19 protein-coding genes are annotated in these 25,068 nt (G+C 44.9%); 6 read left to right on the plus strand and 13 right to left on the minus strand.

Translation table 11 applies throughout. The features are described from left to right. Positions 1-8 precede the first annotated feature (8 nt). The 4 genes from scpB to glmS all read right to left on the minus strand — a co-directional run bounded on the left by scpB (position 9) and on the right by glmS (position 3,883). The gene (gene scpB, locus QA601_12050; protein MDG5815814.1) at positions 9-776 is read right to left on the minus strand and encodes an SMC-Scp complex subunit ScpB; all 768 of its coding nucleotides are present in this window, start codon (positions 774-776) and stop codon (positions 9-11) included. Continuing rightward, on the minus strand, positions 773-1,597 hold the full coding sequence (locus QA601_12055; GenBank protein ID MDG5815815.1) for a segregation/condensation protein A: 825 nt from the start codon (positions 1,595-1,597) through the stop codon (positions 773-775). Before QA601_12055 ends, scpB begins: the two co-directional genes overlap by 4 nt. After that, positions 1,588-1,968, minus strand: coding sequence for a Rid family detoxifying hydrolase (locus QA601_12060; protein MDG5815816.1), 381 nt, complete (start codon positions 1,966-1,968; stop codon positions 1,588-1,590). The genes QA601_12055 and QA601_12060 overlap by 10 nt, the downstream gene beginning before the upstream one ends. Positions 1,969-2,047: 79 nt before the next feature. Further along, positions 2,048-3,883, minus strand: coding sequence for a glutamine--fructose-6-phosphate transaminase (isomerizing) (gene glmS / locus QA601_12065; protein ID MDG5815817.1), 1,836 nt, complete (start codon positions 3,881-3,883; stop codon positions 2,048-2,050). Between the two features lie 362 nt (positions 3,884-4,245). On the opposite strand from glmS, the gene QA601_12070 reads away from it, so the two are divergent. Further along, positions 4,246-4,947, plus strand: coding sequence for a YecA family protein (locus QA601_12070; protein MDG5815818.1), 702 nt, complete (start codon positions 4,246-4,248; stop codon positions 4,945-4,947). A gap of 7 nt (positions 4,948-4,954) precedes the next feature. Here QA601_12070 and rimI read toward each other — a convergent pair whose 3' ends face one another. The 4 genes from rimI to QA601_12090 all read right to left on the minus strand — a co-directional run bounded on the left by rimI (position 4,955) and on the right by QA601_12090 (position 8,015). Further along, positions 4,955-5,401 carry a ribosomal protein S18-alanine N-acetyltransferase gene (gene rimI, locus QA601_12075; GenBank protein ID MDG5815819.1) on the minus strand — a complete coding sequence of 149 codons (447 nt, stop codon included), beginning with the start codon at positions 5,399-5,401 and terminating at the stop codon, positions 4,955-4,957. An 8-nt stretch (positions 5,402-5,409) separates the two neighbouring features. Next, on the minus strand, positions 5,410-6,828 hold the full coding sequence (locus tag QA601_12080) for an MATE family efflux transporter (GenBank protein ID MDG5815820.1): 1,419 nt from the start codon (positions 6,826-6,828) through the stop codon (positions 5,410-5,412). 273 nt (positions 6,829-7,101) lie between these two features. Continuing rightward, complete coding sequence (locus tag QA601_12085) at positions 7,102-7,428, minus strand: 4a-hydroxytetrahydrobiopterin dehydratase (protein MDG5815821.1); 327 nt, start codon at positions 7,426-7,428, stop codon at positions 7,102-7,104. Positions 7,429-7,511: 83 nt separating this feature from the next. After that, positions 7,512-8,015, minus strand: coding sequence for a hypothetical protein (locus QA601_12090; GenBank protein ID MDG5815822.1), 504 nt, complete (start codon positions 8,013-8,015; stop codon positions 7,512-7,514). A gap of 210 nt (positions 8,016-8,225) precedes the next feature. On the opposite strand from QA601_12090, the gene QA601_12095 reads away from it, so the two are divergent. Continuing rightward, positions 8,226-8,414, plus strand: coding sequence for a hypothetical protein (locus QA601_12095; protein MDG5815823.1), 189 nt, complete (start codon positions 8,226-8,228; stop codon positions 8,412-8,414). Here QA601_12095 and QA601_12100 read toward each other — a convergent pair. Next, positions 8,405-9,157 (minus strand): SDR family oxidoreductase, encoded by a 753-nt coding sequence (locus QA601_12100; GenBank protein MDG5815824.1) that lies wholly within the window; start codon positions 9,155-9,157, stop codon positions 8,405-8,407. The genes QA601_12095 and QA601_12100 overlap by 10 nt on opposite strands. Before the next feature lie 242 nt (positions 9,158-9,399). Further along, positions 9,400-10,380, minus strand: a complete 981-nt coding sequence (locus tag QA601_12105) for an alpha/beta hydrolase (GenBank protein ID MDG5815825.1) — start codon at positions 10,378-10,380, stop codon at positions 9,400-9,402. Between the two features lie 2,786 nt (positions 10,381-13,166). Between QA601_12105 and QA601_12110 the strand changes: the two genes are divergently transcribed. Next, positions 13,167-17,798 (plus strand): hypothetical protein, encoded by a 4,632-nt coding sequence (locus tag QA601_12110; GenBank protein ID MDG5815826.1) that lies wholly within the window; start codon positions 13,167-13,169, stop codon positions 17,796-17,798. A 529-nt stretch (positions 17,799-18,327) separates the two neighbouring features. Beyond that, entirely contained in the window at positions 18,328-18,921 is a 594-nt protein-coding gene (locus tag QA601_12115; GenBank protein MDG5815827.1) for a hypothetical protein, read from the plus strand. A gap of 171 nt (positions 18,922-19,092) precedes the next feature. Here the strand turns inward: QA601_12115 and QA601_12120 are convergent, their stop codons facing one another. The 3 genes from QA601_12120 to QA601_12130 form a co-directional block, all read right to left on the minus strand. Further along, the gene (locus tag QA601_12120; GenBank protein ID MDG5815828.1) at positions 19,093-19,812 is read right to left on the minus strand and encodes an HAD family hydrolase; all 720 of its coding nucleotides are present in this window, start codon (positions 19,810-19,812) and stop codon (positions 19,093-19,095) included. Between the two features lie 128 nt (positions 19,813-19,940). Then, the gene (ligA, locus tag QA601_12125) at positions 19,941-21,935 is read right to left on the minus strand and encodes an NAD-dependent DNA ligase LigA (protein ID MDG5815829.1); all 1,995 of its coding nucleotides are present in this window, start codon (positions 21,933-21,935) and stop codon (positions 19,941-19,943) included. Between the two features lie 62 nt (positions 21,936-21,997). After that, positions 21,998-22,969 (minus strand): ROK family protein, encoded by a 972-nt coding sequence (locus tag QA601_12130; GenBank protein ID MDG5815830.1) that lies wholly within the window; start codon positions 22,967-22,969, stop codon positions 21,998-22,000. 87 nt (positions 22,970-23,056) lie between these two features. Here QA601_12130 and QA601_12135 point away from each other — a divergent pair, with 87 nt between their 5' ends. Next, complete coding sequence (locus QA601_12135; protein ID MDG5815831.1) at positions 23,057-23,869, plus strand: lipoate--protein ligase family protein; 813 nt, start codon at positions 23,057-23,059, stop codon at positions 23,867-23,869. Between the two features lie 48 nt (positions 23,870-23,917). Then, positions 23,918-24,973, plus strand: a complete 1,056-nt coding sequence (locus tag QA601_12140) for an undecaprenyldiphospho-muramoylpentapeptide beta-N-acetylglucosaminyltransferase (protein MDG5815832.1) — start codon at positions 23,918-23,920, stop codon at positions 24,971-24,973. Positions 24,974-25,068: the final 95 nt, after the last annotated feature.

Here is a 25,068-nt window from a genome sequence, read left to right on the forward strand (position 1 = left end):
AGTAGCACTTACTCCTGTGCGCTGTCGTTAGAAGACTGTTGGGGTTTCTCTTCAGAGACGCTTTGTGGCTCCTCTGAACGGGGGCTGTTAAGTTCCTGCTGATCCTCCTGAGGCTCTGGGTCAGAGTCCTGGGGGGTATCATCTAAAGAGAATTCGTCCATCTTCTCCTTTGCCAGGGCTTCAAACTCCTCGATTCGTGGAAGATCTGAGATTTTATTCAATCCAAAGTATTTAAGAAAATGGGGGGTAGTGCTGTAAAGGAGTGGTCTTCCAGGCTTTTCACTTCTTCCCGAAATGCTGACCAGGTGTTTTTCCAGCAGTGTTTTCATGGCGCCATCTGAGATTACTCCTCTTACCGCCTCGATCTCAGCTTTGCTTATGGGTTGTTTGTAGGCTATTATCGCCAGGCATTCAAGAGCCTGCAGTGAGAGTTTTTTGGCAGCCTTTTCTTTAAATATTCGCTTTACCCAGGGCTGGTAGAAGGACACGGTACGAAACTGATATCCTCCGCCAATCTGTACAATCTCAAAGGGGTGAGCTTCTTTTTGAAGCTGGGCGTTTATTTTATCGACCATTTTACGCAATTTTCTGGCATCGGGCTTACCGGGCAAAATGGCTTTAAGCCGTGCGGGGGTAAGTAGATCGTCTGATGCAAACAGAAGTGCTTCAAGGATTCGCAGCTCATCGGTCTGAACTTCTGCTTTGTCTAGTTCACCTTTTTGCATCGATTCCTGCTCCTGCAACGTAATTTCCTCCTCCATGTAGTTTTCGCTCACTTCCCTTCTCCTTCAGTGCTCTGATTGTGCTCTGAAACCTCCTGCCGGGTACCGTTTTCCCCCTCGGTATCTTTACGTCTGGCAACAAATATGGTGCCAAAGCACTCCTCCTGGCGAAAAGTGATCTCCCGCATTTTGACCAGCTCAAGAATGGCCATAAATGTTACGACCAGAACAATTTTCCTCGCCTCAGATCTTTCAAACAGCTCATCGAATCGCACCTCATCTCTCTCGCTTAAACTGGAGAGGATGACTTCTATTCGGTCGTCGATTTTTACATTTTCAAGCTCTACGGTGTGCCTGTACTCTTCATCCTCCTGGTGGGCAGGACGTTCAAGCACTCTTTTAAAGGCTGAAATAAGATCAAAGATGCTTATAGAGCCCAGATTAACTTCCTGCGTTTCGGGGCAGCTCTCTATCTCTTCAGCTTTTCCTCTGGTGTACGCGCCGATCTGCTCTGATTCAAACAGCTTAAGTGTATTGGCTGCCTCTTTATACTTTTTATATTCAAGCAGCTGTGCTATAAGCTGCTCTCGGTTGAAGATACCGTCCTCATCACCAAGATCCTCATCGTCAGCGCTTTCCGGCAGGAGCTCACGTGCCTTAAGCCGAATAAGCTTGGATGCCATATGGAGATATTCACTGGCAATGTCGATATTGAGCTCACGCATCACATCCAGATATTCAAGATACTGGGTGGTAACCACCGACACCTGTATCTCTGTGATACTTACTTCCGATTTATGCACCAGATACAGTAATAAATCAAGGGGCCCTTCAAAGAGCTCAAGATGCACTTCATATTCTTTTTTTACCTGCACGCTACCGCCTCTATCTTCACTCTACCATCCATAGGAAGTGAGGATACCTCCACTACACTGCGGGCAGGTTTAGCACCCTGCAGTTCCTTTTCATACACGCTGTTAAAGGATGGAAAATCTGCCATATCTTTCAAAAAAACAGTAGTTTTAACCAAAGAAGTAACCTTCAGGCCCTGGGAGTGAAGGATCGCCCTGAGGTTGTGCATAACACAACGGGTCTGCTCCTCTGTGGTGGTGCCACAGATCGTACCTGAATGTGGATCCAGTGCAATCTGTCCTGAAATGAACAGAAAATCGCCACATGAAACAGCCTGACTATAGGGGCCGACCGGAAGAGGTGCCTTGTCTGTTCTGATCAAACGGGAATTCATACCTGTCCTTGTAATTTAAGCTTCTCTTTCCCTTAAAAGGGAGCCACACCTTTTAAGGGAAAGAGTGAATTTCAAAACGCTATTCTACAGTGACGCTCTTTGCCAGGTTTCTTGGCTGATCTATCTCACAGCCCCTGAACGCAGCTATATGGTACGCCAGAAGCTGCAGAGGAATAACAGAGAGCAGCGGGCTGAGCATCGCCAGTGTTTTTGGAATATAAATCACGTGATGCACAAATTTTTCAATTTCCTTATCTCCTTCGCTGGCGATCGCTATAACCTTGCCTCCTCTGGCATTGATTTCCTGGATATTGGAGATAACCTTGTCATAGACACTGTCCTTTAATGCCAGTACCACGCTTGGCATATCCTTGTCTATAAGGGCAATAGGGCCATGTTTCATCTCTGCTGCCGGATAGCCCTCGGCATGTACGTAAGAGATCTCTTTAAGTTTAAGAGCTCCTTCCAGAGCTACAGGAAAGTTATAGGAGCGCCCCAGATACAGGAAGTTATTGTGGTTTGCATAGATATCTGCAATTTGGCGAATATGATCATTCTGTTTTAGTATTTTGGCCACCTGTTTGGGGATATTTTGTAATGCCCGTGCAATGGTCATCCCTTCGGAATGAGAGATACGCCTCATGCGCCCCAAAAGGAGTGTAAGGAGACTGAGGATAGTAAGCTGTGAAGTGAATGCTTTGGTTGAAGCCACCCCTATTTCGGGTCCGGCATGAAGGTATACGCCGCCCTGAGTTTCCCGTGCAATAGTTGAGCCCACAGAGTTGCATATCCCAAGAACCGTAGCTCCCTTGTGGGCAGCTTCCCGAAGTGCTGCAAGGGTATCGGCGGTTTCACCTGACTGGCTTATCACAAATACCAGGGTATGAGAGTCTATGATGGGGTTTCTGTAGCGAAACTCTGAAGCGTATTCAACTTCTACAGGAATTCCGGTTAACTCCTCAATCATGTATTCACCCACCAGTGCAGCATGCCAGCTTGTGCCACAGGCCACAAAGATGATTCTGTTTATTTCCCGAAGCTCCTGGAATACCAGATTAAGCCCATCGAGGCGGGCGATGCCGTCATCAGCCAGTATACGGCCTCTCATGGCGTTTTTTATTGTTTCGGGTTGCTCAAAAATCTCTTTTAACATGAAATGCTCAAATCCACCCTTTGCCAGGGCATCGGCATCCCACTCCAGGCGGTGGATTTCCGGCTTAATCTTCTTGTTGTCGAGGGTCGTAGTGTTGTACTCGCCATTTTTAAGCTCTATAAGGTTGTTGTCCTTTAGGTAAATAACCTTTTTGGTGTGGCGTACAATGGCGGATGCATCGGAGGCAAGAAGAAGCTCCTCTTCACCCACTCCGACCACAAGCGGAGAGCCGCGTCGTGCACCTACCAGCACGCCGGGATTGTCGCATGCAACCACTGCAATGCCAAACGTCCCTTCCACCTCTGAGAGTGCACGTCTGACCGCTCTAACAAGATCACCGCTGTAGTATTTACCGATTAGTTGTGCCAGGACCTCGGAGTCGGTTTCTGAGACAAACTCAACCCCCTCTTTGATCAGTTTATCTTTAAGGTAGGAGTAGTTTTCTATTATACCATTATGTACCATGGCGATACGATTTTGGCAGTCTGTGTGTGGGTGTGAGTTAATGGTTGATGGCGCCCCGTGAGTTGCCCAACGGGTGTGGGCAATACCGGTAAAACCTGGTTTAGGGCAATCTGAAGTCAAAGTTCTTAGATTATCCACCTTACCCTTATCTTTGTGCACATTGACCATTCCGCAGTCAACCAGTGCAATGCCTGCACTGTCATAACCTCTGTATTCAAGGGCACTTAACCCTTCTATGAGTATGGGATATGCTTCTCTGTTTCCTATATAACCAACGATTCCACACATGTAGACCATCCCCTCTTGTTTTTATGGTGAGCACAAGCGTTTCTTACGATTCGTTATTAAAATAATGGTTAAAAAATAATCGCTGCAGGGGTGTTTATACCAGTTTTTGTACATAACTCTTTGGGTTAAACCATACAGCATCTTCCAAACTAAACTTAGTAAACCATAGAGAAAGCAATTGATATGCCTTTTATGTACGTTGTAGGGTTGTATGGCATAAAACAGGTCATCGCTTTTGGATAGTCTAAAAGGGAATGAGGGCTTTAGAAGAAAAACCCTGCGCTACCCAACCGAAGTACTATCTACTATATTTAGGAGTAGTTGGGTTGGTGTTTTAAAAAAGCTGGAATTTGCAATGAAATGGATAAGAGATGATTATTAGTGACCTGAAAAAACTTGAGTACGCCCTGAGTGAGATACCAGGCGAAGAAGTGTATAACCTCGAGCAGGTTCACGGTATGCTTACTGCCATACTCACCGGTCCCTCGGTTGTCATGCCAAGCGATTGGGTACCGTACGTTTTTAGCTCTGAAGGCAAGATGCCAAATCTTGAGCACGAAAAGACAGAAAACCTCATCTCTTTGCTAATGAAACTGAATAACCATATAGCATCTCAATTAGATTCCCGTGATTTTGTACCCCTTATAGGATGTGAAGAAGAGGGGGGTAAACCCTATCCAGATCCCCACCCCTGGTGCTTAAGTTTTCTTGAAGGAATGTCTCTTTGGGGGGAAGAGTGGGTTGAGGGTGAAGACGATGACAGTGTGCTGATCGATCTGCTTACTCCTATTGTGTACTTTGCTGATATTAAAGACAAAAGAGAGCTGCGCACTAAAAAGAGCAAAAAAGATATCGAGAAGATTGAACTTGATCTGATTGAAGACATTCCAAGATGTGTCTGGAACATACGGGAGTACTGGCGTAAACGGGTCTGCGGTGAAGATCCCGAGATGGACAATGAAGAATATGAGGTTTTAGAATTCAGTAAAGAAGACTTTTTTGCCAACGGGTTGTGTTTATGCGGAAGTGGTAAGCAATTTGACCGGTGTTGCTGGAAAAACTCACACAACTAAGGGCTTTTTAGATGATTTTTGCCAAAACCAGTGCATCTTCGCCGTCTCTGTAGTAACGCTTTCGCCGGCCTTTTTCCCTGAAACCACACCTCTTATAGAGTCTGCGGGCTGCGAGGTTAGAAACCCGTACCTCAAGCCATGCTTTATGCATGCCCCTCTTTACCGCCAGGTCGATTGTTTTGCAGAGAAGCTTTAGGCCAATCCCTCTGCTTCTAAATATTGGAGATACCCCAAGAGAGTGAATCTCAAGCTCATCCATTAGAAGCGTGGTACAGGTATAGGCGATAATCCTTTCACCGGTGCCGATTACGGTAAAAAGAGAGTAGGGGGATGAAAAATCACACAAAAGCTGTTCTTTTAAACGGGGTGTTTTATGACACAAGGACTCAAGCCGGGCTATTGAATCAATATCCTCACCACGTGCTTCTCTGAAGAAATAGTGACTGTTGTTCATAGAAGGTGTTATTCAGGAAAAGTGTTACTCTGCTTTACTCGTACGTTTTTTGAGTGCCATTTTCCACTCCTCCATCTTAAAATCATAACACCACCTCTTATCCATTCATCCATGGCAAGAGCTATCCATACGCCAAGAAGCCCCCATCCTAAAGCTATTCCAAGCATATATGCTAAAAATACCCCAATTCCCCACATGAAAACAATACCTGCACATACCGGAAACTTTACATCACCGGCTCCCTTTAGTGCCGGGACGATTATCACATTAAAATTCCTCCCGGGTTCCATAAAGAGCGCTACAATGAATACACTTGAGAGCAGGTGAAGAATGTCAGGGTTATCGGTAAGCATGTTCATAACCGGAGATCTGAACATAAAAAGAACAGAGACCAAAACAGCTGAGAGAGAAAACCCTGTAAGAAAGTAGCCGTAGACTTTCTGTTTGGCCTGCTCAAACATCTTTGCTCCAACGTAATAGCCCACCTTTATCTGAGTCGCTATTCCAATAGAAATGGAAGTTATAAACACATATCTCAGTACCGTCATGGCATAGACCGATGCAGCCATCGCTTCTGTACCGATGTGGGAGAGCATACGCATGATCGCTATTTGCCCCAGATTGTAGGAGATGTTTTCTCCTGCAGTCGGGACTCCAATAGCAAGGATCTGTTTATACACAGAAAAAGGGGTAGAGAGCATTTTGCGCCAGGGAAGGTTAAGGTTTTTATGAGCCTTAATTAACGTCAGGAGTACAATGGTTGCCACCAGATGACTAAACACTGTAGACAGGGCTACTCCTTTTACCCCAAGTACCGGCATCCCCCAAACACCAAACAAGAAAAGATAGTTGCCAAAGATATTTAGAAGCATAGCAAAAACGTTAGTAAACATCGGCGCTTTACTGTATCCGTAAGATCTTAGTATATTTGCAAATATCATACTTGTGGCAATAAAAACAGAGCCACTGCTAAAAACAACCATGTACTGAAGTGCGTAGGTGTGAACCTGGGGTTCAAGATTAAAAAAGCCTACAACTACCGGAGACATTAGGGTCAGCAGCAGGCCAAGTAAAAGGGCAGAAACAGTCCCCAGGGAGATGCTGCCCACGGCAAACTGTGCAGCCCTTGCATGCTCTCGCGCTCCAAGACTCTGTGAAATAAGAATAGAAGCCCCTGAAGTAATCATGAGAAACAGAAGCTGCACAAAAAAAGCAAACTGAACAGTAAGGCCTGCTGCCGCAACTGCGTTTTCATTATAATACTTAAGCATGAAAACATCTGCACTCGATATGGCAACTCGTAAAAGATGCTCTATCATTATTGGCCAGGCCAGGTGAAACAGAGGGATGCTGGTGTGCTTACCTTCTAACGATTCTTCCAGCGTCTCTTGTGAAACACTATGTTTACTATGACTTTTAGTACTCATTATCTAAGCTGTCAGTTTTCTATGTCTTTTTTCTGTAGTAAAGAAAGTTCGAGAGTTAATTTTACGTTACTTTTTGCCCAAGTTCTTATTACACGGATACCCCTTCTAAACCCGTACCTGCTAGTAGTGAGCTAAAGGGTGTTATGAATAGTTTGGGAAACGATTTGTTTTTAGAAGTGGTAACAAGGCTCTACAATATACTGTTTTTATACGATAAACAGTAGCTATTTTTAAACAATGAAACGAGCTGCGATTCCGGCCCACAGTTACCTGTTAGCTTAAAAGCCCTTTTTTATTAAGAAGCTCATCAATTCGTGCTGCCAGGATGAAATCCTTTTCACTAAGCCCAAATACTTCAGGAGTATAGAGGGTAAGAACAAGAGTTTTAAAAGAAAGGTAAAAGTTGGGGTAATGACCTTCCGTTTGCGCCAGATGGGCAATATCATTAAGGAGTACCAGGGCATCATTGAACGTTTCCAGCTGTACGTTTTTTTTAAGCGTATGCGGTTTTATGTAAAGAAGTGCCCAGCCGGTGAGATTTCCCATCAGCTCCTCTTCGTCTTTTTCACTGAGTGGATAGTTGTTTCGTTTTTCACTCATAGAACGCTCTCCATCTTAGTAATTAAAGCCAGGAATGCTTTTTGAGCACCCCCGGCTATCTTAGAGGTTACAGGTAAAGCATGTTACTGCCAGTTATTGTTTTCCCCGTTTTCCTCTTCCTCGTAATCGTAGTCGTTATCCTCTCTTGGTCTTCTTCCGTTCTCTTCATCGTATTCTTTTTCGCCATTTTCTTCCTCAGGTCTTTCACCGTTATGTTCTCCATTGCCGCCAAAGACATCGTTATCTGTTGGTTCGATAAAGGTGGCAATGTTTCTGTCCATCTCATCGGTGTAGTATTCAACCCTCAGCTCAGCACCCTCAGTAATCATTTCTTCATCATGATCAGGAGCAAACATTGTCTGATCATCCCAGAAAATGGTGTCTTCTCCAACGATCTGGTCAAGGACAAACATCTCTTCATCCTCATCCACATAGATAACCGTTCCTTCAACTTCCGTTGTATCCATAACGCCATTTTCTTCTTCCCAGGGCTGAACGCCATTTTCCTCTTCAGGAGCAGGCCTTCCACCTGCCAGTACCAATGCAGAAGCAGAAAGCGCAATTAAAAGGAAATTACGCACAAACATAGAATACCTCCTGAATTAAGTTCACAATCACGATCACACACACATCCCGGAAACAGTTCTCCGATGCGCTTGTCATTTAATCAAAACAAAAGGTGTGCCAAAACCAATTTTTACGATTGAATAGAAGGCTTAATCGCTTGTAAAATAGTGAGTTGTCGGGGTAGTCTCATTTACATTCTCAAATTGAGAGCAGTGACAGTGAGACAAAGGATGGATTTGAAGGGTGGCCAGCTTGAGGTCGTCGGCAGGGTATTAGGTTATGCCTGGGGAAGGTTAGTAAGTTATGCCTGGGGAAGGGTATTAGGTTATGCCCGGGGCAGGGTATTAGGTTATGCCCGGGGCACGTTATTAAGTCACACCCGGGGTATGCGCAGTTCAGAATACCCCAATCATACATAGACCATCTTTCTGCTCATCCCACCATCGATAACAAAATCCTGTCCGGTGATAAAGCTGTTTTTATCGTCCAGAAGAAACAACACTGCGGAAGCCACATCACCCGGAATGCCGACTCTCCCTGCGGGGTGTTGGTTTCGATCCTCATCAGAGTGAATCACATCGACTCTTTTGCTTTGCTTTTTCCAGTTACCCGTTTCGATCCAGCCTGGAGAGATACTGTTTACCCGTATTTCAGGGCCAAGGCTTACGGCCAGTGCATGAGTGAGAGCTGATACACCACCCTTGCTCGCTGAATAGGATTCGGTATCCCGTTCAGACATCATAGCTCTGGTTGAGCTTATATTTAGTATTGACCCTCTTTGTTTTCTGATATGAGGAACACAGGCTTTTGCACAGAGAAAATACCCGGTCAGATTTACCCCAATAACAGTGTTCCATTCATCCAGTGACAACAATTCCAAAGGCTTAAACAACACCACTGCAGCATTGTTGATTAAAACATCTATACGTGAAGTTATAACCAGCGTTTTTTCAATGAGATTATTCACACTGGTTTCATCTGAAGTATCAGTACTGATAAACTTTACATTACCAATTGATGAGTATTCCTCTTCACATTCCAGTCCGGCCTCGGTATCCTTCTCTGCCACTACGACATTGTAATCACTGTATAGCAGCTCACGCACGATACACTTTCCAATCCCCTGACCTCCACCGGTAACAATAGCTGTTTTATTTGCCATCACCCCTCCAGATCAAATTCACCAATTACTAGTTGTTTGTACATCGTATTTTGCACCGAGCCTCGAATATGCAGTGAACCGAAGAAAAAGAAAATCATTATCCGTTTTGATCAAAAATAATTATCGCTTAACCAGGCCCACTATCTTGGCTCTGTCTAAACAGCAGAATGGTACTCTCTTTTTCTGCTGTTTAGCTTCTAATAAGCCGCCAGATAAAACAGGATCTGGCAAATAACTTTTTACTAATGTAGATCATCCGTTAATTCGTTCATATCAGTATTGATCTGGCTTAAGAAGGTAAGAACAATCTCATTAAATCGCTCAGGTGCTTCAGCTCCCGGAGCATGACCAATATGCTCCATCTCTACAAAAGATGCATTGGGTAGCAACCCAAGAACATCTTCAATCATAGAGGGGGTAACCTCTTCATCCAAACTCCCTCTGATAAGCAGGATATTTTGTATTAGTTGGCCTGTAGCTTTGGTTTCAGGAATATAGGATCCAAATGCATCTGATGTAAAAAGTGAGCGCATAGACCTGGAGGTTCCTTTATAGTAGAACTGTCTGTGAAATTGTGATTCGCAGTGAGAACCTTCACCTCCAGGAACAAGTGTCCCCCCTCGTTTGATAAGTCTATTGAATAAGAACAGATCGGCTATCACTCTGCCGACAGCAGGTATGCGAACCAGTGATAAGTTTTTATTCATGGGGGAATCGCTTCCTGGTAAATTCAGTACCGGTGCAATTAAAACGATTGATCTGACCCGTTCAGGAAATTTTGAGGCAAACGTCACAGCTATACTTCCACCGAAACTGGGTCCTAACAGGTCGACCGGGGCATTAATATCAAGAGAGCAGAGAAGTTCTGAGAGCTGTCGCTTGAAAAGAGACCGGTTGTTTTCAGCTTTGGGCCTGTCAGATTCACCTCTTCCATATTGGTCATAGAGCAAAACACGATACCCAGCCTCAGCAAAAGCATCACCCTGAAATTTAAAAACACACATGGGGATAGTCCCGCCATGAATCATAACAACCACCTGGCCGGTATCAGGACCATTCAACTGATATGCAGTGTAACCATCACTGAGTTTAACATAGTCCAGCCCTGTTTTTTCTCTCACCGACTGATCAATGCGGATATTTTCACGATGTGAAAAAATGGAATATAACGCTACTGCCAGTATAGCTATTACCGAAACAATAATGGCCACAATTCTTTTCATCTGTTCTTCCTTACAGGTTTAGTGATGTGATATTTTGCCCCTTTTTGATAACCCTGTTAAAGTAGTTTATTGATCTATTAAATTCTAATAAATCATACCTTGAGGTGGCATTGAACAATCAGGTTCCCATCATTTATATCCTGCACGTTCAATTCCTTCTTTCATTCTATCTTTTCCTCTTCCGTGGTTAAAAATCCGAAGAATTACAACCACTGAAAACACGGAACACACGGAAAGGAGAACAAACAAAACTCAGAGGTCTGAAGTCAGCACTGAGCCATAAACTAACCTCTCATTCCCCTTCCCCTTTCCCTTTCGTGTGTTCTGTGCCTTCCGTGGTTAAAAATCCGAAGAATTACAACCACTGAAAACACTGAAAGCACGGAAAGGAGAACAAACAAAACTCAGAGGTCTGAAGTCAGCACTGAGCCATAAACTAAGCTCTCCTTTTACTTCTCCTTCCGTGTGTTCCGTGCCTTCCGCTTTTGGAGGGCACTGGCAAGAAAGTGCCGCCTTCCCTGGCCTCCCTAGCCCTCCGCACAGCTATGTGAGGCGGGCGTAGGGCAGGCCGTCCCCCCTGGCGCGCTTTACCCTTGTCTCATTTGTGATCACAGCATTTGGTTTTTACCGAAGTTACTCTGAGATTGCGACGACTTCATTAAAAGGGTACCCGAAAATTCCGGCGCAGAGGATTCAATTGCACCACAGGATAAAAACACCGCAAGACATAGGTTTTTATTAGCAAGACACGATAAACTATGCGCAAGACCTATCACTCCGGCGCAAGAATCACAAAATGTCGGCGCAAGACATGGGATTTTGTTCGCAAGACATGGTAGTCTGTGCGCAAGATCTTTCACTCTGGCGCAAGAATCACTAAATACCGGCGCAAGACATGGGATTTTGTCCGCAAGACACGATAAACCATGCGCAAGACCTATCACTCTGGCGCAAGAATCACTAAATACCGGCGCAAGACATGGGATTTTGTTCGCAAGACATGGTAATCCACGCGCAAGACCTACCACTTCGGGCGCAAGAATCACAAAATATCGGCGCAAGACATGGGATTTTGTTCGCAAGACACGATAAACCATGCGCAAGACCTATCACTCCGGCGCAAGAATCACAAAATATCGGCGCAAGACATGGGATTTTGTTCGCAAGACATGGTAATCGGTGCGCAAGATCTTTCACTCTGGCGCAAGAATCACTAAATACCGGCGCAAGACATGGGATTTTGTTCGCAAGACATGGTAATCCACGCGCAAGACCTACCACTTCGGGCGCAAGAATCACAAACTACCAGCGCAAGACATGATAATCCATGCGCAAGACCTACCATTTCACTGACGCATAAACTAGCCTCTTCACGAAATAGGTAATACAGACGGACGGGAAAAACTAATCAGGAATAACAACCACTGAAAACACGGAACACACGGAAAAAGAAGAAACCAGAAAATTCGGAGGTCTGAAGTCAGGGCTGACCCATAAACCAAACTCTCCTTTCCTTTCCCCTTTCCGTGTGTTCTGTGCCTTTCGTGGTTAGAAATCCTAAGAATAACAACCACGGAAAACACTGAAAGCACGAAAATAAGAACAAACAACACTCAGAGGTCTGAAGTCAGCACTGACGCATAAACTAAGCTCTCCTTTTACTTCCCCTTCCGTGTGTTCTGTGCCTTCCGTGGTTAAAAATCTTAAGAGTATCAACCACGGAAAACACGGAAAGCACGGAAATGAGAAAAAACAAAATCCAGAGGTCTGAAGTTAGCACTGACCCACAAATTAACCTTCTATCCCCTTCCGTGGTTAAAAATCCTAAGACTATCAACCACTGAACACACGGAAAGCACGGAAAAGAGAAAAAAACGAAAATCAGATGTCTGATGTCTGCACTGACCTATTAATTAACCACCTATCCCCTTCCCCTTCCGTGTGTTCCGTGCCTCCGCTTTTTGAGGGCACTGGCAAGAAAGTGCCACCTTCCCTGGCCTCCGTAGCCCTCCGCACAGCTATGTGGGGCGGGCGTAGGGCAGGCCGTCCCCCCTGGCGCGCTTTACCCGTGCATCATTTGTGAACACAGTATTTGGCTTTTATCGGAGTTACTCTGATAGATGGGAACGGCCGCATTGAAGTGGTCGCCGAAAATTCCGGCGTAGAGGATAATAACATTAAATCACGCCCGGGGCACATTATTCATTCACCCAACCCAGGTGCTACCGCTCCGGGTGACGGTTGCCGAAGGACCATCTCTGGATAACAGTTTCACATACGACTAAGCTCAGTGCAGGTTTCGATCAAAACTGCTTGTGATTCCTGCCTCTTCACCTGCGGCTTACATAACCCATACCTCCATTATTGCCAAATTTCGATAAAAGGCCATGTGGAAAGAGAGCCTTTCGCCGTGTATAAGGCAAATTGTTAGCTACAGGACATATAACAACCCACCCAAATTGCTTGCTCCCAAATAACTCTTGGAAGTATGATTTTGCTTATATAATTACCTGTCAGTTGTATAAAATATCAAAACTCCTATCAGTCATAGATTGAAGTATAAAAGAATCATCAAAAAAAGACCCCAGCTGTTGTATTCGTGAGTACACTTTTGAGGACAGAATTGTAAAACTGGTCTCTTTTGCAGCGAAATGAATTTATACTTAAAGTAGATAGATTTACCAGTGCACTCGTGCTAATTTTGTTTAAACAGGATAATATAAGAATCTATCCGATTAAACCCGGATGTTAAAACATCTTTCCCTCTAAAAAGGAGTGGAGAATCTATGTTTATATCAAAAAAAACAGTCATAGTAGTTCTACTTGCGCTTTTCCAGACAGCTGTATCCCAAACGGTTCTAACCGTAGCTAAAGATGGAAGCGAAATGTACACCTCTGTCAGTGCTGCTCTGCACGATGCAGGGAGAGATTTTATCATAGAAATTCGTGATGACGCAGTGTATGAAGAGCAGGTAACCATAGGCAGAGAACACAGCGGACTTACGCTCAGATCAAGGAATCAACGGAGTAAACCGGTAATTAAGTACACCGATGTGACTAATGTAGGGCCAAGAAATGCACAGGAGGCACAAATTGATTCATTAATAACTTTCGATAAAAATGGAGCACTGCGCATCCTTAACGCAAGTAATATTACAATCGATGGAATAATTGTGGATGGCGGTGGGGCAGAACCTTTCGGCTATGATAATATATGGAATCCCGGAGGACATCCGCTTTTCCATGGAAATACAGCATTATGTCTCTGGAACAGCTATAATGTAATTGTAAGAAATTCTGAACTGAGAAATGCTTATTTCGGCATAGCGATTAAAGACAGAAACGAGGGGGGGATATTTGGAAATGATAACCCATCTGATATCCATCCTGAAAGGGTCATTCCCATGTCAGGGTTTAGAATGGCTGGTAACCATCTGATCGAATACAATCGCATACATGGTAACTCCTGGGGGATTTTTATGGAGTCGATGTGGGATTTGGGTTCTACAATCAGATTTAATAAGATATTCGATAATTATCATCAGACACCTCAAATACTCGCTACAGTGGATGGCTTATCAGGGGGACAAGAACAACCAGGTGGGGCTTTGCTTTCGAAGGATCACATGCTAACCCCTTTGGCAATTTATAACAACACTTTTCACAACAATTTTTTAACCTACGGAGGTCTGTGGAAAAGTGGAGCACATCATTTGGTATTCAATAACATCTACAGCCGCCCTAAGTTTTTATGGAGTCAGGGATATCAGCCCGGTGGAGAGTATAGTGGCTCACAAAACCTGGCTCTGGATCCCGAATTTGTAAATAGAATGAAACATTGTATCTATTCTGTGCAGTATCGTGAACCAACGTTTCGTACTGACATACATGTAAATACAACCTGTCATACCGGAGGTACTCATATCAGGGGTGCAACACAGGTTAATGTGATGAACAATCTGCAGCCACAGTCTGGGGCCTATGTTGATGTCGAGTGTCCAAATGGATCAAACGTTAGTGTGTTTTCAGACCAGATTATGGCGGAGGGTGCTTTGATTGCGTCACAGCAGGAAGATGCAGCCTTTCCCTCATCTGCCCAGGTTCGCTGGTTTGAAATTCAGAATCATTTTAAATCACTCGATCCTGCAAACGATCATTTTCTTGAACCAGACTGGGATAATCCCTTTGTCGCTCAATACATAAAGGGAGGCGGGTGGCCGGAAGCCGGGATTGTTAAGGGTGATGGAACAATCGCAGACATTGGTGCTGTTCAGTATAATTCAAAGCAGACTGTGCTTGCACGTATAGAACCGAATAAACCAGTGATGATAGACGGTAATGGTACAGCTACTCTTGAGTTTACACTGTCAACGTATGGTGGGGTATTTGAAAATCCAAGAGTTAAATATATCAGATATGTGAGAAATTTGCCCTTTCCCGAAAGGAGAGCATTGACCGAATCTAATATTGTGTCGCTGGATGTGTCTGGTGCCCAGGTTAAAATTAATGCTCCTACAAGAATTGATGTGCCAAATACTCCTGAACCCGGAGACTATGCTTTTATTGAATTGGTCATTGAAGGAACTGATAACGAAGGAAGAACTGTTGTAAGTGATGTTGGGTTTCTTCCCTATAGAGAGCTGAATTATTTAATCGATGTGGATGTTTTGGATCTTGATGGTAATGTTTTGGATACAGTGAGAGTTGGAGAAAATGTCAGAGTAAGGCTTCGTTCAATGCAAAGAAATGGAGAGCGATTTACACAACCTCTGGATACGGTTCAGGTAAGACTTAGTTCCGGCAATCTTCTTTACAGGTATCCGGAAGCAGGATTAGATCCAGTCGAAGAACTGAGGTTGCCTGGACTTACAATAGAAAGTGTATCGAATGTGATGTTTACCGCGGTGCCTCGCGGTGGCTCAGAGATGGTAGAAGCGACAGGGCTATGGACTAATCCCGGGCAGCATGGTGTTACACTTGGTTTTTATGGCTCATCCTCAGTTGTTGTTTTGCCAGGCGATCCCGCTGAGGTTAGATTCATTAATCCACCATCAATAAGTGTTACCGATACTCTTCGCACTATCTATCCTGGTCAGCCCTTTAGTACTGAACTTCGGGTTTTTGATCATTTCGGCAATGCTACCGATATCCCCGCACTGGTCAGGTTGGAAAGTTTACATCCTCGGATTGGAAATGTAGAGATACCTGTGGAACATAATTCAGATAACTCTGGTAATGTTTCCTTTACCACAATGGTAACACAGGGCGGCGAGGGGGATCTATTTACATTGAGAGCTACATTGGATGTAAATGGAGCCACTGATGAAGCCCGGCTAAGAGTGGGTCCGGCAAGTGATTACTTTCGGATTTTCTACGGCGATACTCTTGAATACGACATTGGTGCTCAATTGCAGGGGTATGTCGGGCAGAGATTGCCGGTAGTAATACGGGCCTTGGGAGGAGAAGACCGTGCTACAGTGCTGTCTTACAGGGATACTGAAGTTGAAATAGAGACAAGTGGCTCAATTGCAGTTTTTGAGTCTGTAGATGCTTCAACACAACAATCTTCATTTAATCTTATAAATGGTGAACTCAGGATTTGGGTTACAGGCACAAATGTACTGCATAATGGTGAGATTACTGTATATCCTGTAAATGATAGAACTATACTGCCTGGTACAAGAAGTGAGATCTATTTTTCTCAGAAACCACTTCTTGTCGATTATGGAGTGGTGTATGCTGATTCCGGTGACGGACGTGTAAATAGAATGGAAGTTTATTATCAAAACGATCTTGAAGAGGCCCCCGATTCAATTAAACTTTTCTGGCCCAGAAAGGTTGATGGTCACAGAAGGGTTGCTGTTGGTTCAGACCAAATTCTTATCAATCCGGATAACCCCAAACATGTCACAGCTATTTTTCGGGATCCGTTTCCTGCTGCAATAACCACTTATTCAGGGGATGATATCCTTGGAACCCATTTCTACACTACCAAAGACCCGCTTATTAGGCCACCACTTGTTCAGGTAAACACCTTCAGGGTAAAAGACAGTGTCGGGCCTATGATCACTAGTGGCATTGTTCACGAAAGGCTCAGCCCGGGAGTAGATACACTGATCCTGACATTCTCTGAAAGACTTGCAGAAGGCACATTGTTAGGAGAAACTCTCTTACTTACTAAAAAAGAAGATAACCGGCAGGTTGTACTGACTGTCAAAAAGGTCGTTCCGTTTATGGATGCCTTTAAAGTAATTGTTGAAGATGCCGGTAGTGATGCTCCCATGAAGGGTGACTTGCTTAGCTTCACAACCGAAGTCAGAGATCTCCGGGCTCAGATTCATGCTCATGAAAATAATACCCCTATTGTGCTTGGACTTAAAGCCGTACCTCCGGGTGTGGATTCTGCTTTTTATTATGACACAAACGCAGATGGGGTTGTAGATCAGGTCGTGCTGCATTTTAACAAATCTGTGCACATTGAGGATATGAACCTGAATTTAACATGGTTTGGTGGAAACGAAACCGGCTTATTGAATGCAAGCTCGTTTGCTTTTGCTTCAGATAGCTCCAGCATCACAGTCAATGTTCTGAATGCATTCAATCAAAATGTTGCAGACATAACTCATGGTACAATGTCTGCCACTATTGGTTTCGAAGATTTTGGTGAAGAGGTGAGTTCGCTTGTAGAAGACAGAGCCGCGCCAGTGATCACAAAAGCAATGTATCGGCCGGGAGCCATTCTTAGTGATGGGGAAATTGCACGTGATACACTTATTGTAACTTTCAGTGAGCATATTGAAATTCCTCATTATGGAAAACCCTTCAGCCTGATTGCTGAGCACAATGGCGAAATTCGTCACTATTCTTTGGACCTGATACACTACCGGGAACGATTACTTGAACATGTATTTATTCTTGGAGATACAGTTCCCGAAGACTTCTTTCCGGCTGCAGGAGATTCTATATATATAAACCATGTCGCAAAAGTTGTTGATTTAATGGGCAATGTTCAGGATAATCCCCAAAATAAAAGAGTGCCTCTTGAAATAGGAGAGATCCCAATACAGATAACGGCTTCCGTTGGTCCAAGTCCTTATCGCTGGGGGCAGGAAGTTACACTCCAGGATGGTCTTGGTGAATTTAATGGACTGCTGTTTCGTCTGGATGTAAGGGCGAGAGTTTCAGAGGGCCTTAACCTGGACGCAATGGTTACCGTTTACGATAATATGGGCAATATAGTTCTTAATACTAACATGGAACAGGAGCAGTCCAGATCATATCTAACCTATAAATGGAGGCATCCGCTCAGCAATCGCAAAGGCAGAAATGTTGCTGCAGGAACTTATCTTGCATTTTTCAACGTAGTAAGAGATGGAACTGTCAGAAGCATTCCGGTTAAGTTTTCTATTCTTAAATAATGAAAAGAGGGTACCAGAAGACAGAAGACAGAAGTAGAAGTAGACCCATAAACTGGGTACCAGAAGAGAGAGGACAGAGGTCAGAAGACAAAAGTAGACCCATAAACTGACCCTCCTTTCCTTTCCTCTTCCGTGTGTTCCGTGCTTTCCGTGGTTAAAAATCCCAAGACTATCAACCACTGAACACACTGAAAGCACGGAAAGGAGAACAAACAAAACTCAGAGGTCTGAAGCATCACTGAGCCATAAACTAGCCTCTCATCTCCCTTCCTCTTCCGTGCCTTCCGTGGTTAAAATCCTAAGAATTACAACCACTGAACACACTGAAAGCACGGAAAGGAGAACAAACAAAACTCAGAGGTCTAATGTCTGCACTGACCTACTAATTAACCGCTCATCCCCCTTCACCTTTAAAACCATCCCTATTGTAAGTATATTATGATATCTGAAGCGGCTGTTCTTCCTTCGGAGCTTATAAATAACTTCTGTACATTCATTCCATGCTTGATTGAGGAAGGAAGCAATTTTTATGAGAAAGGTGAATGAAGTTCAAAAAAAGTTTTTAAGTGATTATGGGAACAATACGTTACTTTTGAAGTATTTAGGTGTTTGGAAATATGTCTATCTGCTTCTACATGCGACTTTATTCGTTTGTATGCACCATTTGATTGTGGCAGGTCTTTACCAATTACTTTTCATCCCAATACCGGTATGGACACTCCTCTATATTGTTGTTAACCATCATTTAAGCAAGATAATTGAGAGGGAATATTCTATCAAAAAAAACAGCAAGATCTTCTGGAACAAAAAGGCTTATTACCATTTCAGGGATGAACGGTTTGCGGAATTTATTAAGGGCGAATACAAAAAGACTAAAGAAATTGAAAAACTCATTCAGATCTTAGAAAGAAAGGTAAGTAGAATTAATTTTACAACAACACAGCAGATAATATCCTTAGCAATTACCTCATTAGCGATAGTAGCTACATGGCTTCTCAGTGATATTACAGTAAACAATCAATCATTTATTCAGGTGGTATTTTTAATTTTAGGTTTTCTATTTGTATCATTTTTGTTGAAAATATCATTCGAAGAGATTGCTGGCTGGGTGACTAAAAAGTAAACTAAATTAGAGTTAATAGATGTTTTGGACAACATACATTTAGAAATGCTGAGAGATGAAGAAACAATTGACCTTAAACGCGTCTAAGGACAGTTATATAGTAAAAGAGTGGATTATACTGTCCGATCTCAGTATGTAAGCACAGAACTTCTGAAACCCCCACCCCCCCCCCTACATAAGCTCCGCTATCGAGCGCACTATTCTGTGAGGAGCTATTGTTGAGCCCGCGGGCAATCCCTTCCCCCGCACATCATTCCAAACGGTGTAAAACCCCAGCCTCGATGGGACCTCAACCTCCCACTCAAGATTATCGCCCACCATCCAACAGTTTGAAGCCTCTTCTCCCAGTCGCTCCAGGGCAAGATTGTAGATACCCTCCAGCGGTTTTCCAAATCCAAGCTCCCCTTCTATCAAAATGGTGTCAAAATAGGACTCAAGCCCAAAACGCTTTATCTTATCCCGCTGAAGACCAGCTTCACCGTTGGTCACAAGCGCCATTTTTACACCCTTTGACTTAAAATGCTTCAGTGTGTCGATCGCTCCGGGAAACAGGTACATGGCACTGAGCCGCTTTGCGGAATACTCATCGGCCAAACGCTCTCCAAGCTCACTGTCTGTAATATTTAGCGACTTAAACGCCTCTTCAACGATCTTTCGCCTGGCCTGCTTCTGATTATTGCGCCCTATCCGGTGACGCTCTTTGTCACCCCAGTACCAGCGTGAAGCATCCATAAGGGAATCCAAAAGCTTCTGACACTCTACTCCGGTTTCCCCGGCGTAAGCACTGCACACCTCCTGCAAAACCGGGCCGCTAACCAATCCAAATGCTACAATAGTATCATCGAGATCAAACAGTATCCCTCCCGGCGTGACAGATCTTTGATTATTCATTACCTACTCTTTTCATTACGTATACTTTTACCCCCTAACACCTATCGGTCTGGTCCTTTCAAGACTTAAGCTGCTTTGAGGGATAAAACTTTTTATGATTTAAAACCGGCGATGATTACTATTACCCTTTAAACATCCCCGCTCTGGAGCAACCGGTCAAACTCCTCTTCACCAATTATGGATACCCCAAGCTTCTGAGCCTTAGCGTACTTTGAACCCGGGTCCTCACCTGCAAGTACATAATCGGTTTTTTTACTCACACTTGAAGTAACTTTCCCCCCGTCAGCCTCGATTTTCTCTTTTGCCTGATCACGGGTATATTTGGAAAGTGCCCCGGTGAGAACAAACGTTTTGCCCGAAAAAACCCCACCTGTTTGAACCTTGCCCCTGTTACCTCTCATGTTTACACCCAGAGCCCTTAATCGCTCGATGGTATGACGGTTCTCTTCGCGATCAAAAAAGATCCTTACGCTCTGAGCCATTATGGGCCCAAACCCTTCAAACGCCTCTATCTGCTCAAGGGGTTTAGAGTAAAGTTCCTGAATATCCTCTATTTGATTGCTGAGATCTTTGGCAGCTTTTGCACCAATCATTCGGATTCCAAGGCCATGAATAAGTCGCTCCAGCGGATTGTGCTTCGATTTATCCACTGCCTTAACGATATTAGTGGCCGATTTTTCTGCCATCCGTTCCAGATCAACCAGCTTTTCCACAGAGAGCTCGTAAAGATCAGCAACATTTTGCACCAGACCGACCTCTACCAATTTCTTTAGCAGTGATGGCCCCAGTCCCCTTATATCCATGGCGGTACGTGAGACAAAGTGCTCAAGTGATGCAAGCAGCTGTGCCGGGCAGGCGGTGTTAAAGCAGCGAACCGCCACCTCACCTTCAAGCTTTTGCAACGCTGAGCCGCAGGATGGACACTGTGATGGTGGGAGTGTGGGGGTAGAGTGAGCATCACGCTTTTCTGTAAGCACTTTCACCACTTTGGGGATGATCTCCCCACCCTTCTCTATCTCTACTGTATCATGTACCCTTACATCCAGCCGGGCGATTTCATCATAGTTGTGAAGAGTTGCGTTTTTGATAGTTGTACCGGCCAAAAATACCGGCTTTAACCGTGCTATCGGGGTGACCACACCGGTTCGACCCACATTGGCTTCAATCTTTTCCACGATGGTTACTGCCTGTTCCGGTTGATACTTATAGGCTATGACCCACCGGGGGGCTTTGGCAGTCGAACCCAGGCGGCGCTGAAACGCAAAGGAATCCACCTTTATCACCACTCCATCAACAGGAAAGGGGAGGTCATGGCGTTTGTGTTCATATTCATTGCAAAACCCGGTTACCTCTGTGGGGGAGTGAAGAACAGGGGAGTGAATCACCACAGGAAATCCCAGCCCCTTTAGGTGTTCAAGGTTTTGGTGATGGCTTTGGGAGTGAAGGTCCGAGAGCAGAAAGTGAGCCATGAAACTTAAATTACGTGATGATACTTCACGGGAGTCCTGAAGCTTAAGAGTGCCGGCGGTGGTGTTTCTGGGATTTTGCATCGGCTTCTGACCGTTTTCGACCATAGCCTCATTAAGAGCGGTGAAATTACTGAACGTCATATATACTTCACCCCGCACCTCAAAGGGCTCTTTATAATCGACCATCAGCGGAACCGATCGTATGGTACGAACATTGGGGGTAACATCATCGCCCACCAAACCGTTACCCCGGGTGATTGCACGTACAAAATGGCCGTTTTCGTAGTGAAGCGAAATCGCTACTCCATCGATCTTAAGCTCGCTCACAAAAGTAATTTTCTCCCCCGGAAGCGTCTTCTGCATGCGCGTGACCCATTCCTTAAGCTCCTCTTCTGAGTAGGTGTTATCGATACTCATCATGGGGATAGTGTGCTCTACCTTGGGAAACTCCTTTGTGAGATCACTTCCCACTCTGTGGGTGGGAGAGTCGGGGGAGTCGTATTGGGGATACTGCTTTTCGAGTTTTACCAGCTCCTCATAAAGCGCATCATACTCCCTGTCTGATATGAGTGACTCGTTTCTGCCATAATAGGCCTGATCATATCTATGAATTAGATTTCTGAGCTCTTCAATCCGCTGCCGGGGTTCTGACATAAATGACCCTGTTTTGTTGCTAAAGGTTAATACTGCTATATTTTGCTGTTTATTCTACACATTCATTTTCCGGCAAACTCATCAAAGACCATCGCTGCAGAACCCATCACCCCTGCATCTTCGCCCATCTGAGCAATCGTCATATCACACCGTTCATAAATCGCGGGCCAGCAGTATTTCTTTGTGTTCTCTTTTACCGCATCCAGAATAACATCTCCGGCCATCATCACTCCACCGCCCAGTACTACCCTGTCGGGTGCTAAAGAGTTTAGTGTAATCCCCACTGCGCGGGCAAGCATGTCGGTCGCTGTTTTGTGCACAGAAACAGCTGCATAGTCGTTTTTCGCCACATAATCGTACACCATTTTTGAAGTAACCTGTGAAGGGTCCTTTCTGAGTTCTTCAGCAAAAGGGGTCGTAACACCCGGATCAGTGCACAAACTTTTGGCCAGGTTAACGATCCCTGTAGCCGAGGCGTATCGCTCCACACAGCCCTTTTGACCGCAGTTACACTGTAAGCCATTGGTTTCCACTACAATATGACCAAGCTCTCCAGCCATGCCGTGACTTCCCTTATACAGTTTGCCACCAAGCGCTATACCGCCCCCGATTCCTGTGCCCAGCGCAAAACAGACCATATTTTTTACGCCTTTTCCGGCCCCAAACCTAAGCTCTGCAAGCGCAGTAACGGTGACATCATTTCCCCCCGTGGCCTTAAGCCCGTATTTTTCCATGATAGGCGCGAAAACCTGTGTGCCCTTCCACCCGGGAAGATTCTCCGCTCCCCCGAGCATCAGCCCATCCTGATCGATAAAGCCCGGGGTCCCTATCCCCACTCCAAGGATCGAATCGGTGCCGCCATTTTTTTCGACCAGCATGCCTATGAGAGTAAGAATGTTCTCCATCACACGCGCTCCGCCCTTCTCTGCCTCGGTGGGGATTCGTGTAACATGCTTGCTTTCACCTTTTTCTGTAAGGATTATACCTTTAAGGTTAGTTCCTCCAAGATCGATACCGATTGCGACTTTTTCCATTTTCACGCTCCGTTTTTAAGAATGGGATACTTTAAAGAGTTAAAATAGTTTTTGTGCAAACACCTGAAACGGGTGTATTTTTGACTGATGACCACCAGATTACGAATAATTGACGATAGTGCTCACGAGCCGCGCTTTAATATGGCTGCAGATTACTACCTTTTAAAAAATTGCAGCAAAAGCGACTGCGTAAACGTGCGCATCTACAGTTGGACCGTCCCCTCCATTACCCTGGGTTATATGCAAAACGCTCAGGAAGTGCTCGATATGGAAGCAATAAAGCGGGACGGGGTGCACTATATCAGGCGGCCCACCGGCGGAAGAGCGGTTCTTCATGATGATGATATCACCTATAGCTGTATCTTCCCCCACGCGGTGACCTCGATGGGGACCTCCATTGCACAAACCTATGCCATTATCACCCGCTGTTTAATTGATGGCCTTAAGCGCTGCTCCATCCCCTGTGATACTCACGACTCCTACGATGAATTCAGGGAACTTAAACGGGAGATAAAACTGCCCTGCTTTTTAAGCCCCAACAGAGATGAAGTGATGGTGGGGGGGCGAAAGCTTGTTGGCTCTGCCCAAAAACGTACTATCGATGGAGTGTTGCAGCATGGCTCGATTCCGCTAAGCTGTGCCTACCGAAGACTTCCGGAGTATCTTCAAATCGATGATAAAAGTAGACGGGTGCAAAAACGGGCCCTGGAGGCAAAAAGCATCTCTATCAATGAAGTAAATCCCGAAATCAGCCCACAAAAGCTTATCGGTGAAATCATTGAGGCTTTCATTGCAAATCTGCCCTTTGAGCAGATAGTGCGGGGCGGCTGGAGCCATGAAGAGTTTAGGGAAATTAACGCGGTGGCACAATCACCGGATTTTGTGCAAAGCTTTCTGTAGTATGCTATAATTGAGAAAAAATTAATTGAACGGGATAAGGATCAACTTATGAAACGGATAGTTCTTACCGGCGGAGGCACTGCCGGGCATGTAACACCAAATCTGGCCCTGCTGCCTGCGCTTAAAGAGCTCTCATTTGATATCCATTACATAGGGACAAAGAGTGGAATAGAGCGCAAACTGGTCGCGAGAGAGGGAGTCACGTATCATCCGGTTAGTGCCGGAAAGCTGAGGCGCTACTTTGATTTTAAGAATTTTACCGATCTGTTTAAGATCGCTCTGGGGTTTTTTCAGGCTTTGGTACTGATGGTAAAGCTTCGTCCGGGGGTCGTATTCAGTAAGGGCGGATTTGTATCCTGTCCGGTGGTGTGGGCGGCCAGGCTTTTTGGTATACCGGTGATAATACACGAATCCGATATTACCCCGGGCCTGGCAAACAAACTCTGTGCCCCCTTTGCCCAAAAGATCTGTTTCAGTTTTCCCGAAACCGAGGCTCATATTAAGGAAAAAAAGCGTGTATACACCGGTTTGCCCGTAAGGGATTCACTTTTAAGGGGCAGTGCTACTCAGGGAAGAAAACTCTGCAGCTTTGACAACGAATTGCCGGTAATACTTGTCATGGGGGGGAGTTTAGGGGCAAAGGTGATAAACGAAACGATTCGCGAATCACTTGATACTCTGCTTGAAGAGTTTAACATCTGCCATCTCTGCGGTAAAGGTGCTCTTATAGAAAGGAATGTGCCGGGGTACTGCCAGTTTGAATATGTTAATGAAGAACTCGCGCACCTGATGGCTGCTGCTGATATTGTGGTGTCACGCTCAGGCGCAACATCACTTTTTGAATTTCTGGCCCTTAAAAAGCCCAATCTGTTGATACCTCTTTCTACCGGCGCAAGCCGGGGGGATCAGATTCTCAATGCTCAGTCATTTGAAAAACAGGGCTTTAGCCGCGTACTGCTTCAGGAAGAGATGACCGTTACAACTCTTACCGAAAACATAAGAGACCTTTACAGAGACAGAAGGCGGTACGTTGAGGCCATGGGTAGCGCCAAGGCCCTTGAAGGGAAAGCGAAGATTGTGGAACTACTGACTGAGGTACTATAATTAGAGATGGTTTTTGATTCTCTTTTATTCTCCTGCTTGAAGCTCAGAGCTATTCTTTTCTCGCCGTCCCGCAGTCTCTGCGTCTGGCGGTCTTT

The organism is Chitinispirillales bacterium ANBcel5, assembly GCA_029688955.1.
In the GTDB taxonomy this organism is placed as follows: Bacteria; Fibrobacterota; Chitinivibrionia; order Chitinivibrionales; family Chitinispirillaceae; genus Cellulosispirillum; species Cellulosispirillum alkaliphilum.

Excerpts from the sequence above, each read along its gene's own strand:
- QA601_12060 (MDG5815816.1), bottom strand. The coding sequence starts at position 1,968 with ATGAATTCCCGTTTGATCAGAACAGACAAGGCACCTCTTCCGGTCGGC.
- glmS (MDG5815817.1), bottom strand. The coding sequence starts at position 3,883 with ATGGTCTACATGTGTGGAATCGTTGGTTATATAGGAAACAGAGAAGCA.
- QA601_12070 (MDG5815818.1), top strand. The coding sequence starts at position 4,246 with ATGATTATTAGTGACCTGAAAAAACTTGAGTACGCCCTGAGTGAGATA.
- rimI (MDG5815819.1), bottom strand. The coding sequence starts at position 5,401 with ATGAACAACAGTCACTATTTCTTCAGAGAAGCACGTGGTGAGGATATT.
- QA601_12080 (MDG5815820.1), bottom strand. The coding sequence starts at position 6,828 with ATGAGTACTAAAAGTCATAGTAAACATAGTGTTTCACAAGAGACGCTG.
- QA601_12085 (MDG5815821.1), bottom strand. The coding sequence starts at position 7,428 with ATGAGTGAAAAACGAAACAACTATCCACTCAGTGAAAAAGACGAAGAG.
- QA601_12090 (MDG5815822.1), bottom strand. The coding sequence starts at position 8,015 with ATGTTTGTGCGTAATTTCCTTTTAATTGCGCTTTCTGCTTCTGCATTG.
- QA601_12095 (MDG5815823.1), top strand. The coding sequence starts at position 8,226 with ATGGATTTGAAGGGTGGCCAGCTTGAGGTCGTCGGCAGGGTATTAGGT.
- QA601_12100 (MDG5815824.1), bottom strand. The coding sequence starts at position 9,157 with ATGGCAAATAAAACAGCTATTGTTACCGGTGGAGGTCAGGGGATTGGA.
- QA601_12105 (MDG5815825.1), bottom strand. The coding sequence starts at position 10,380 with ATGAAAAGAATTGTGGCCATTATTGTTTCGGTAATAGCTATACTGGCA.
- QA601_12110 (MDG5815826.1), top strand. The coding sequence starts at position 13,167 with ATGTTTATATCAAAAAAAACAGTCATAGTAGTTCTACTTGCGCTTTTC.
- QA601_12115 (MDG5815827.1), top strand. The coding sequence starts at position 18,328 with ATGAGAAAGGTGAATGAAGTTCAAAAAAAGTTTTTAAGTGATTATGGG.
- QA601_12120 (MDG5815828.1), bottom strand. The coding sequence starts at position 19,812 with ATGAATAATCAAAGATCTGTCACGCCGGGAGGGATACTGTTTGATCTC.
- ligA (MDG5815829.1), bottom strand. The coding sequence starts at position 21,935 with ATGTCAGAACCCCGGCAGCGGATTGAAGAGCTCAGAAATCTAATTCAT.
- QA601_12130 (MDG5815830.1), bottom strand. The coding sequence starts at position 22,969 with ATGGAAAAAGTCGCAATCGGTATCGATCTTGGAGGAACTAACCTTAAA.
- QA601_12135 (MDG5815831.1), top strand. The coding sequence starts at position 23,057 with ATGACCACCAGATTACGAATAATTGACGATAGTGCTCACGAGCCGCGC.
- QA601_12140 (MDG5815832.1), top strand. The coding sequence starts at position 23,918 with ATGAAACGGATAGTTCTTACCGGCGGAGGCACTGCCGGGCATGTAACA.